8 protein-coding genes are annotated in these 11733 nt (G+C 56.9%); 5 read left to right on the forward strand and 3 right to left on the reverse strand.

The features are described 5' to 3' along the window. Nucleotides 1–5: 5 nt before the first annotated feature. The gene (locus tag VNZ60_RS16950) at nt 6–845 is read right to left on the reverse strand and encodes a response regulator (protein WP_325661139.1); all 840 of its coding nucleotides are present in this window, start codon (nt 843–845) and stop codon (nt 6–8) included. A 291-nt stretch (nt 846–1136) separates the two neighbouring features. Between VNZ60_RS16950 and VNZ60_RS16955 the strand changes: the two genes are divergently transcribed. The 5 genes from VNZ60_RS16955 (at nt 1137) to VNZ60_RS16975 (ending at nt 9783) form a co-directional block, all read left to right on the forward strand. After that, nucleotides 1137–3134: a DNA topoisomerase IV subunit B gene (locus tag VNZ60_RS16955; protein WP_325661141.1), complete on the forward strand. Its 1998-nt coding sequence runs from the start codon at nt 1137–1139 to the stop codon at nt 3132–3134. Between the two features lie 317 nt (nt 3135–3451). Beyond that, nucleotides 3452–4315, forward strand: coding sequence for a lytic transglycosylase domain-containing protein (locus tag VNZ60_RS16960; RefSeq protein WP_325661143.1), 864 nt, complete (start codon nt 3452–3454; stop codon nt 4313–4315). 18 nt (nt 4316–4333) lie between these two features. Next, nucleotides 4334–6652, forward strand: a complete 2319-nt coding sequence (gene parC, locus VNZ60_RS16965; protein WP_325661145.1) for a DNA topoisomerase IV subunit A — start codon at nt 4334–4336, stop codon at nt 6650–6652. Nucleotides 6653–6919: 267 nt separating this feature from the next. Beyond that, nucleotides 6920–7351: a DUF1090 domain-containing protein gene (locus VNZ60_RS16970; protein WP_325661147.1), complete on the forward strand. Its 432-nt coding sequence runs from the start codon at nt 6920–6922 to the stop codon at nt 7349–7351. Nucleotides 7352–7548: 197 nt separating this feature from the next. Continuing rightward, nucleotides 7549–9783 carry a fimbria/pilus outer membrane usher protein gene (locus tag VNZ60_RS16975; RefSeq protein ID WP_325661149.1) on the forward strand — a complete coding sequence of 745 codons (2235 nt, stop codon included), beginning with the start codon at nt 7549–7551 and terminating at the stop codon, nt 9781–9783. A gap of 63 nt (nt 9784–9846) precedes the next feature. On the opposite strand, the gene VNZ60_RS16980 is transcribed toward VNZ60_RS16975, so the two are convergent. Together VNZ60_RS16980 and VNZ60_RS16985 are read right to left on the reverse strand one after the other, a co-directional pair. Beyond that, entirely contained in the window at nt 9847–11040 is a 1194-nt protein-coding gene (locus VNZ60_RS16980) for an aminotransferase-like domain-containing protein (protein WP_325661151.1), read from the reverse strand. Between the two features lie 157 nt (nt 11041–11197). After that, nucleotides 11198–11656 carry a RidA family protein gene (locus tag VNZ60_RS16985; RefSeq protein WP_325661153.1) on the reverse strand — a complete coding sequence of 153 codons (459 nt, stop codon included), beginning with the start codon at nt 11654–11656 and terminating at the stop codon, nt 11198–11200. Between the last annotated feature and the right edge of the window lie 77 nt (nt 11657–11733).

Genomic DNA, 11733 nt, shown 5'->3' on the forward strand with positions numbered 1-11733 from the left:
ATTTTCTAGCGCCGCAAGGACAGAAACTTCCCCAGCGCCAGTAATATCTGGGGCTGCTCCAGATGCCGGTTGAGGAAACCGTCGCATTCAACCTGCCGTGCCCGCACATGGTCGTAAACGAAGTTTTGATCGATCAGGAAAATAACCGCAATCCTGCTATCCCGATGCTGATGTTTGATGCTGCTGCACAAATCATAGGGATCAAACGACCCTGACTGGGGACTGATCAGCACTACCGAAATGCTCCGCCGTGCGTAGACTTCAGCCGCGGCTTCGGGATCGCTGGCCCATTCAACCGGCACCACATGATGCGCCAAGGTAATTGCCAAATCATCGCGAAACGTCGAATGGTCATCGATCACCAGGATGCGATCACTTTGCGGAGGAATGCTGCGCATGCGCTCATATTCGAGCGGATCGGTCAAATCCAGATCGAGACGCTCACGCCGGCGGCGCTCCGGCGCATTATTGAGCAATGCTGCATCGGCTGGATTTTGCTTGGCCAGCATGATCAGGCGCCGTTCCATCAAGGTATCCAGCGCATCGAACAATTTCGGCCAGCGTATCGGCCGCTCGATATTGGCAAACGGCAGTTCCACATGAGGGGCGCCGACCAGCAATACCGGCCGCAGATTATTCGGTTCCATGTCGGCCAGGGTAGCCAGGGCTTTCAGATCGTCGGCGTTGACCAGATACAGATCCGGTTCCTGCAGGCTGTCGACGGATAAACGGAAATATTGTTTCCGGCGCTTTTGCTCGACCGAAAAAGTAGCATCAAAGATATTGATTTCACGAGCGGAAAATCCGATGCATCGGATAGCGAATGGTGCGTCATGAATTTTCATTTTTTAGTCCCTTCTACGCTATTGCCGACGGCAAGCATCATAACAGTGCCATTTTTTAAATGTTATTTTTGCAAACACACTGCATAAAACAACAACATTTGATTGCTGGACGTCAATAAAATACACACTTCGCAGCGACGCCATCGGATGATATTTCTTTTAGCGCATCTTGCTTGCGCAAGCGAAGCGCTTTTTCATTAGAATGCGCAAGGATGATAACGACTAAGCTCCGCTTCAGTTGCAAATTAGTTTCGAATTAACAACAATTCACATTTAACCCTACACCACTGAATGGCAACCAAAAAATCACCGCAATCTCAATCTGACTATAGCGAATCATCGATCCGTGTACTGAAGGGCCTGGAGCCGGTCAAGCAACGCCCTGGCATGTACACCCGCACCGAAAATCCGCTGCATATCATTCAGGAAGTGATTGACAACGCCTCGGACGAAGCTCTCGGCGGATTTTGCAAGAATATCCTGGTAACTTTGAATACCGACGGCAGCGTCAGCGTCGAGGATGACGGCCGCGGCATTCCAGTCGGCATGCATCCGGAAGAAAAGGTACCGACGGTAGAAATCGTATTCACCCGCTTGCATGCTGGCGGCAAGTTCGACAAAGGCAGCGGCGGCGCCTACTCGTTCTCCGGCGGTTTGCACGGCGTTGGCGTCTCGGTCACTAACGCCCTCTCCTCGCGGCTAGAGATTACGGTGTGGCGTGAAGGCGGCGTGCATCATATGGTGTTTGCCGATGGCGACGTGATTGAAACGCTCAAGTCGCGCCCGATCAACCGTGAAGACAATAAAAAAACGGGTACCCGCGTCACCGCCTGGCCGAATCCCAAATACTTCGACTCACCCGCCATCTCGCAGCCGGAATTGCAGCGCCTGCTACGCTCCAAGGCGGTGCTGCTGCCTGGCGTTAAAGTAACGTTGCTGAACGCCAAGAGCGGCGAAAGCCAGACCTGGCAATACGATCAAGGCTTGCGCGGCTACCTGATGGAATCGCTGGCGCAATCCTCCAATGCCGAGCCGCTGATCCCCCTGTTCGAAGGCGAGCAATACGCCAATGCCGACGCCGAGGGTTTCGCCGAAGGCGAAGGCGCGGCCTGGGTCGTGGCCTGGACCGAAGATGGCGCCATCGTGCGCGAATCGTACGTCAACCTGATTCCGACCTCGGCCGGCGGCACCCATGAATCCGGCTTGCGCGAAGGTTTGTTCGGCGCTGTCAAAAGCTTTGTCGAAATGCACTCGCTGTTGCCTAAGGGCGTCAAGCTGTTGCCGGAAGATGTGTTTGCACGCGTCTCCTTCGTCCTCTCCGCCAAGGTGCTGGACCCGCAGTTTCAGGGGCAGATTAAGGAACGTTTGAATTCGCGCGATGCAGTGCGGCTGGTTTCGACCTACACCCGTCCGGCGCTGGAGCTGTGGTTGAACCAGCACGTCGAGTACGGCAAGAAACTGGCCGATCTGGTGATCAAGCAAGCCCAGAACCGCCTGCGTTCGGCGCAAAAAGTCGAGAAGAAAAAATCGTCCGGAGTTGCCGTCTTGCCGGGCAAACTGACCGATTGCGAATCCAGTGATATCAGCCGCAATGAATTGTTCCTGGTCGAGGGCGATTCCGCCGGCGGTTCCGCAAAAATGGGCCGCGACAAGGAATTCCAGGCGATTCTGCCGCTGCGCGGCAAAGTGCTGAATTCGTGGGAGACCGAACGCGACCGCCTGTTCGCCAACAATGAAATCCACGATATTGCGGTCGCCATCGGCGTCGATCCTCACAGCAAAACCGACACTATCGATTTCAGCGGCCTGCGTTACGGCAAGATCTGCATCCTGTCCGACGCCGACGTCGATGGTTCGCACATCCAGGTGCTGCTGCTGACGCTGTTTTTCCGTCACTTCCCGCAATTGATCGATCGCGGCAATATCTGCATCGCCCGGCCGCCGCTATACCGGGTCGACGCCCCGGCGCGCGGCAAGAAACCGGCGCAGAAGATTTACGCGCTGGACGATGGCGAGCTGGAAGCCATCGAGGATAAATTGCGCAAGGATGGCGTCAAGGATAGCGCCTGGTCCATCTCCCGCTTCAAAGGCCTGGGCGAAATGAACGCTGAGCAGCTGTGGGAAACCACGATGAATCCGGATACCCGCAGATTGCTGCCGGTTGCACTCGGCAACTTCGATCTGGAAGCCTCGGAAAACCGCTTCAACATGCTAATGGGTAAGGGCGAGGCCGCAGCGCGCCGGGCCTGGATCGAAGAGCATGGGAATGAGGCTGAGGCGGATATCTAGTGCGGCGCTTCGCACTAGTTATCTATTAGGAAACCTGGCGCTTTTATCGGCGCCAGCCATCCGTAACAGCAAAACGTATTATCATGGCCGGAGTTTTAGCGCGGTTGTCGCAGTTGTATACCTTGCCCGCTGCCTTGGTATAGCGCGGCTTGTCTGCTTGCCCGCAATTCCGATCATTCCTGCAATATTGCGTGCGCGCCAAGAATTGACACCTTGCCCAGGCTCTTTTTTAATACGCGCGCTGGCAAATCCAAAGGACATTGCTTTTCATGAAACACCGTAACGCCACTGAACACATGATTGGCCATTGATAGCAAATGACGCAGCTCCGCCATCACTTCGGCCGATTCTTCACAGCTACTCTGCTGACGCTCGCATTATTCAGCGTGGTCGGCAGCGCGCGCGCGGATATCTTCGGCTACATCGATGCGGATGGCATGGGGCATTTCTCGACTGAAAAACTGGATAACCGTTACCAGCTTTTCATGCGCGGCGACGGCTTTTTCGACTCCTCCCAATTGGCGGCCGGCAGCACCAAACCGCTTGATCCGAAAATGCGTAACAGCCCGCTATTCCGCTATCTGTCGCAACATCCGAATCTGAAAAAATACGAAGCACTGGTGGATCAGGCGGCGCTGGAGTTTGCGCTTGAGCCGGCCTTGCTGAAGGCAGTGATGGCGGCTGAATCCGGCTTCAATCCCGGCGCGGTGTCGCCTAAAGGCGCGATTGGGCTGATGCAGATCATGCCGGCTACGGCCGAGCGCTACGGCTTGACCGGCGACAGCAAAAAACCGGTCGAGAAAAAGCTGACCGACCCCCGCACCAATATCCGCCTGGGTGCGCGCTATCTGCGCGACTTGCTGAAGCTTTATCCGGCCCAGCAAGAGCTGGTGATCGCCTCTTACAATGCTGGCGAAGGTGCGGTGCAAAAGTACAATAATCAAGTGCCGCCGTATCCTGAGACACGTAATTATGTGCAGTTGGTGCGCCAGTTTTATCAACTGTATAAACCCGCGCTTGGGCAATTGGGGCAATCCAGCGCCGGCAACGATGGCAATCTGAAGCGCATCCGCCTGGTGATTCCCGGACGCAGCAATATGCCCGCCGGCACAACACCGGCCGCGACACTGATTCCGCCAGCTGCGGCAATACCCGCGGCAGCGCCACTTTTTATCGAATAACCGTCCACTCTTCTATACATGACTGACCAAAACGATCTGTTTGCTACGCCAGATGCACCAACCCCGGACGCTGAATCCTTAACCCTTGCCACTTTCGCTGAACGCGCCTACCTTGATTACGCCATTTCGGTAGTCAAAGGGCGCGCCTTGCCCGACGTCTCCGACGGTCAGAAACCGGTACAGCGCCGCATCTTGTATGCGATGAGCGAACTGGGCCTGAACGCCGCCGCCAAACCGCGCAAATCGGCGCTGGTGGTGGGCGATGTGCTGGGTAAGCTGCATCCGCACGGCGATCAATCGGTGTATGACGCTCTGGTGCGCATGACCCAGGATTTCTCGCTGCGTTACCCGCTGGTCGACGGCCAGGGCAACTTCGGCTCGCGCGACGGCGACGGTGCTGCGGCAATGCGTTATACCGAAGCGCGCCTGACGCCGATCGCCAGGCTGCTGCTGGAAGAAATCGACATGGGCACGGTCGATTTCCAGCCCAACTACGATGGCTCGACCGAAGAACCGAAACTGCTGCCGGCGCGCCTGCCCTTCGTACTGCTGAACGGCGCTTCCGGGATTGCGGTTGGCCTGGCGACCGAAATCCCATCGCACAATCTGCAGGAAGTCGCCAAGGCGGCCGTAGCCCTGATCCGCAATCCTAACTTGAGCCATGCCGAGCTGATGCAAATCATCCCCGGCCCGGATTTCCCCGGCGGCGGCCAGATCATCACCTCGGCCAGCGCGATTTCGGAAATGTACGAAAGCGGACGCGGCAGCTTGAAGGTGCGCGCCACCTGGAAAATCGAAGACCTGGCGCGCGGCCAATGGCAGGCGGTGGTTACCGAACTGCCGCCCGGCGCTTCTTCGCAAAAGATCCTGGAAGAAATCGAAGAGCTGACCAATCCGAAAATCAAGCTCGGCAAGAAAACCCTGACGCCGGAACAGCTGGCGCTCAAGACTTCCATCCTGTCTGTGCTCGATACAGTACGCGATGAGTCGGGGCGCGATGCGCCGGTACGCCTGGTGTTCGAGCCAAAATCCAAGAACCTGGACCAGACCGAGTTCACCAACATGCTGTTGGCCCATACCTCGCTGGAAAGCAGCGCCTCGATCAATCTGGTGATGATAGGCGGCGATGGCCGTCCGCGCCAAAAAGGCTTGGGCATGATCTTGCGCGAGTGGATCGCTTTCCGCTTTGCCACCATTACCCGCCGCTCGCAATTCAAGCTGCAGAAAATCGAAGACCGCATCCATATCCTGGAAGGCCGCGAAGCGATCCTGCTGAATATCGACAAGGTCATCAAGATCATCCGCGAATCGGATGAACCAAAGCCTGCCTTGATCACGGCCTTCAATCTGTCCGACCGCCAGGCCGAAGACATTCTTGAAATCCGCTTGCGCCAATTGGCGCGCCTGGAGTCGATCAAGATCCAGCAGGAACTGGCGGAGCTGCGCAATGAAAAAGCCACCCTGCTCGATCTGCTCGACAATCCGGCGTCGATGAAGCGCCTGGTGATCAAGGAAATCGAAGCCGACCAGAAACAGTTCGGCGATGCACGCCGCACGCTGATTGAAGCAGCGGAAAAAGCCGTGGTGGAAACCAGGATCGTCGATGAACCGGTGACCGTCATCATTTCGCAAAAAGGCTGGGTCCGCGCACGTACCGGCCACGGCCATGACGCCAGTCAGTTTGGTTTCAAGGCTGGCGACACCTTGTACGGCGCCTTTGAATGCCGCACCGTCGACAATCTGCTGACCTTCGGCTCCAACGGCCGCATCTATTCAGTATCGGTGGCAAGCTTGCCCAACGCCCGCGGCGATGGCGTGCCGATCACCACCCTGATCGACCTCGCTAACGGCAGCAGCGTCATGCATTATTTTGCTGGCCCATCCGAGCTGATGCTGCTGTTGGCCAGCTCCGGCGGCTACGGTTTCACCGCCAAGATCGGCGATATGCTGAGCCGGGTCAAGGCTGGTAAATCCTATGTCACGCTAGATGAAGGCGACCTGCCCTTGCCGCCGCAGGCACTAAGCAACGCTGTCAGCGCCATCGCCTGCCTGTCGGAAAAGGGCCGCCTGCTGGTGTTCGGCCTGGACGAATGCAAGACGCTCAGCAATGGCGGCCGTGGCGTGATCCTGATGGAACTGGAGCCCAACGAGAAATTGCTGGCGGCGCAACCGATCAGCCAGCGCGGCGTATTGGTGACCGGCGCCGGCCGTGGCGGCAAGGCGCAGCAGGTGGCTTTGTCGGCATCCGGACTGGCGCCGCATATCGGTAAGCGGGCGCGTAAAGGCAAACTGCTGGAGTCGAAGTTGAAGCCGGCTGCATTGACGGCGCAATCCTAAACTCAACGTCCATGGCTTCATCTGAAGACGGCGTGATTCGACGCCGTCTTCAATTTCTCGCAACATCCAACAGTTTTCTCCAAGACTGTTGGTTTCTACGCTCTGCGGCACATTGAATCGCGAGTTGCCGAATCCTCCTCAGAATACCTCCCAAGTACGTAGTTAAATCAAAAATCGAATTTATTCTATAGTGCACGCCAACCCGCTTTGGCATAGTTCGGTTCAGCGGCTGCGCCGCTTTAATTTAACTACGCAAAGGGAAATAACATGAAGACCAAACTGATCGCTGCCATCATTCCTCTGTCCATGCTGGTAGCCGGCCATGCATTCGCCGCCACCAACAACTGTTCGATAAAGATCAACCAGATCCAGACGCAAATCGACTTTGCGAAAAAAGCTGGCAACACTTACCAAATCGCCGGCCTGGAAAAGGCGCTGAGAGAAGCCCAGCAGCATTGCACCGACGCCGGTCAAAATCTGCGCGCCGAACAAAAAGTCCGCAAGGAACAGGAAAATGTGAGCAAGGCGCAGCAAGAGATCGCCAAGACTGAAGCCGATTTGCGCGAAGCGCAAGCTAGAGGCGACGCCAAAAAGATCGAAAAAACACAAAAGAAGCTGAGCGAAAAACAAGATAAGCTGCGTGAAAAAATGGAAGACCTGCGCAGCGCACAAGCTGATCTGGCTACTTTGAAGGGCTGATCCGGCAACAACGAAGATGCATTCTTTTCCATAGACAAAAAGGAGGATTTTTCCTCCTTTTTTTCGCCTCCTCAAAACTGGTACGCAAGCTGGATTCCCGCGTTCGCGGGAATGACGGAGCTGCCATGTGGGGGAATTGCCCTAACTGAACGACATTAGGGCATCACCTCCCTTTTCCATTTACGACACGCGATCCAATGCGAAAGATTGTTCGTTGCTTCGGAAGTCTGCTCCTGCTGTTGCCGTTACTCGCTCAGGCGGCAGCCGTCGCCGCCAATCCGCCGGCATCACAATCGCCCATCGATGACGCCGCCTTGCATACAGAAAAAATGCTCGACCGTGGCCTTATGAAAACCGCTGTCTACGTTAACGGCCATTGGCAGGGTTATACCTGGCTGCGCCTGCGGGCAAACGGCGAACCTTGCATCAACGTCGCATCCTGGCTGGACTGGGGGCTGGCCTCAACGCTGAAATTCAGCAGCGAACATGACGGCGCCGACGACGTGTGTGTCCTGCCGCCCAGCGATGAGGAGCAAGTACGACTGCGTTACGACGCGCGCCGCCAGCAGCTATCGGTCCGGATCGCGCCGGAATTGATGAACCGCGCTCGCGGCGACGTGCCGATATCGCGCCGCGATGCGGGCATTCCTGCGCTGCGGCTGGACTATCAACTGTCCGGCTCACAAAACAGCGGTCTCGATTCTGAAGATAATGAACGCGGCACGCAATTGTTCGCGGCACTGAACGCCGGCGCCAACTGGGGCGCATGGCGTTTGCGCAGCAATCATACCTGGACGCAGCCACTATCCGGCGCCCCCCAATGGGAACATAGCGACAGTTATCTGCAGCGCGATCTCGCCGCCTGGCGCGGCAAATTGCTGCTGGGCGATAGCCATACCGATGAACTTCTGTTTGACAGCGTGGCGTTTCGCGGCGCACAACTAATGTCCCAGGACGAAATGCTGCCCGATTACCTGCATGCTTTTTCGCCGGTAATACGTGGCATCGCACAAGGCAACACCGAAATCTCCATTAGACAGAACGGCAGGCTGTTCTACCATGCGTTTGTTGCCAGCGGCCCGTTTGCGTTATACGACGTGCGCCCGCCCGGCGGCGGTGACATCGAAGTCACCTTGCGTGAAGCCGATGGCGATGAGCGCGTATATATCGAACCATACATCGCGATGCCGCTGCTGGTTCACGGCAAAGTCTGGAAATATGCCGTAAACGCTGGCCGCTTTCGACCGGCCGGCTGGTCAAACCAGGCCAGTCCTGAATTCCTGCAGGCGACAGTCGGCTACGGCTTGCCGATGAAGCTGAGTTTGTTCGGCGGGCTGCTGAGCGCGCGCAACTACCAAAGCAACGCCGTCGGCATTGGCAAGGACCTGGACCAGTACGGCTCGCTGTCGCTGGATCTGACCCGCTCCGAAACCGAGAGCGCCCCGCAAAACCGAAGCGGCAATCGTCTCCGGATGCGCTATGCTAAATCCTTTGTCGGCCACGGAGTCGGCCTCGGTGTCGACTACCAACGCTATACCGCCGGCCAGTTCCGCACTCTGGATGCGGCCCTTAAACGCGACGCCGACGAAACATTCTGGCGCGACTTGCTGGGTGACGACGCCGAGAATTTTCTATCCGAAACCCGGCCCGCACAACAACTGCAGATCAACCTGAAAAAAAATGTCGGCGAAGATGGCAGCCTGAATGCGACTTTCATCGGGCGCAGCTATAAAAACGAGAATAAGCCAAGCCGGATTTCCACGCAATTGGGTGCAACCTGGAGCGGCGACAACTTCGATCTTGATGCACAAGCCGGCTACACCATGAGCGGGCGCCGGAAAGAGCTTTCCTTCCAGCTCAGTGTATCGGTCAACCTCGGCAAATTGCCTGGCAATCTGCGCTATGGCGGCACAGTAAGCAAGAACCACGACGCCCCCCTGACACGGGGCAACAGCCTGTCCGGATCGGCTCTGCAGGATTACCGTCTGAGTTATAGCCTGGACCAGGAATATTCTCGCGAAAGCGGCAATCAATACAGTGCGCGCACTTCGTACCAGGGTGACGGCGGCACGGTGGCGCTCGGTTATGCCGAGGGCAGAAATTTCGGCAAGCTGGACTGGTCTGCGGCAGGCAGCATGGTCGCTTACGCAGGCGGTTTGGTCCTGGGACAATCGCTGGGAGATACTATCGCTATTGTGGATGCCCCAGGATATGCCGGTGTCGCGGTGGACGGCCAGTTCGGCATGCGCACCAACAGCCAGGGCCGCGCGATAATTTCCTGGCTGACCCCTTACCGCATGAACCGGATCGGGCTAGACAGCACAGTATTTGACGGCACGATCGATTATCAATCGCTGTTTCGCGAAGTCGCGCCGACCGCTGGCGCCGTCATCTATCGCCGCATCGCACCGCAAACCCAGCCGCCCGGCTAGCGCCAGGTCGAGCTTGCAGCACAGTGCGCGGCGCTAGTGCGCCAGGCGTCAAGCGGGGCCAGCTTACATCTTGGCGGCGATCAATTTACCCAGACGCTCAATCCCTTCGCGTATCTTGGCCGGCGGCACAGTAACGAAACTCAGGCGCAAGGTATGCTGTTCCGGCGTATTGCCGTAGAACGGGCCGCCTGGCACAAACGCCACGTGCTGTTCCACCGCCTCCGCCAGCAATTTGACGCTGTCGATATGCTTGGGCAAGGTTACCCAGATAAACATGCCGCCTTCCGGCTTGGTCCAGCTGGTACCGCTTGGGAAATAGGTTTTGAGCGCATCCAGCATGGCGTCGCATTGATCCGAATACAGTTTGCGGATGGTCGGGATATGCTGATCGAGGAAACCGTCTTTGATGGTTTCGTACACCACCATCTGCGTCAGCTGGGCGGTATGCAGATCGGTAGCTTGCTTGGCTTGTTCCAGCTTTTCGATCAGCGGCCGCGGCGCCACCACGTAACCCAGCCGGATGCCCGGCGTCAGGATCTTGGAGAACGATCCCATGTAAATCACGCCGCCCGGATTCATGCTCAGCATCTTAGGCAGCGGTTCAGCGCGATAGCTGAGCGCACCGTAAGGATCGTCTTCGATCAGCGGCAAACCGAGCCGGGCGCAGATATCCACCAGGGCGTGACGGCGTTCTACCGATAAAGTCCGGCCGGTAGGATTCTGGAAATTCGGCAGCGCGTACAACATGCGCGCGCCCTGTCCCAGGGTTGCCACGGTTTCCGGGATCAAGCCGCCTTCGTCGCTAGGCACCGAAACGAACTCCGGGCCGTACAGGGAAAAAGCTTGCAAAGCGCCCAGGTAACTAGGCGTTTCGACCAGCACCTTGCTGCCTTCATCGATCAATACCTTACCCAGCAAATCCAGGCCCTGCTGCGAACCGGAAGTCATCATGACTTGATTTGCCATGATCTTGGCGCCGCTGGTCGATAAAGAGTCGGCCACCCACTCGCGCAGCGGCCCATAACCATCGGTAGGACCGTATTGCAAGGCGACCTTGCCTTGTAGCGACAGCACTTTGTCAAACGCCGCTTTCAATGGCTCGACCGGGAAAGTAGCCGGCGACGGCAAACCACCGGCGAAGGAAATGATTTCCGGACGCATGGTGATCTTGAGGATTTCACGGATGGCCGAGCTTTGCAGTTTCTGTGCGCGCTGCGAAAAATGCCATTGCAGCGGCGCTGGATTTTCGATTTTCATACTGTTCTCTTCAAGTGATCTTGTTCTGAGAGACTGCCGCCAAGCGCCGGCCCAAAGCGGGCCTGGACGCATGTGTGCAACAGCCTGCGGTTTTTATGATCTGCCGTCTCCTGGGCTGGCAGCGGATAGCGCTACCAGGACTACACTGCTGCGCGGACTACTCTAATTCAGCAATCATTTCAATTTCCACGCAGGCGCCCAACGGCAGCTGTGCTACGCCAAAGGCGGAACGGGCATGCTTGCCCTGCTCGCCAAACACTTCGCCGATCAATTCGGAGGCGCCGTTGGTGACCAGGTGCTGCTCGGTAAAATCGGGCGTTGAATTAACCAGGCTCATCAGTTTGACGACGCGTTTGACGCGCTTCAGATCGCCGCCGCAAGCAGCTTGCAAGGTGGCGATCAGATCAACCGCGATGCCGCGTGCGGCCAATTTTGCTTCTTCGGTAGTGGTGTCTTTGCCCAGTTGGCCGACCCAGATCTTGCCGTCTTTCTTAGACAAATGACCGGACAGGTAAACCGTATTGCCGCTTTGGGCATACATCACGTAGGCAGCAGCAGGTGCGGCTACCGCAGGTAATGTGATATTCAGGGCTTGCAACTTTTCATATACAGACATCTGACACTCCGAAGAAAAAAGTCATTTGTCGACGCTTTTGACGCCAGCAACAATGACGGGATAAATGAGATACAGCC

Origin of the sequence: Collimonas sp. (assembly GCF_035566375.1) — a bacterium.
Classification (GTDB): Bacteria; Pseudomonadota; Gammaproteobacteria; order Burkholderiales; family Burkholderiaceae_D; genus Collimonas.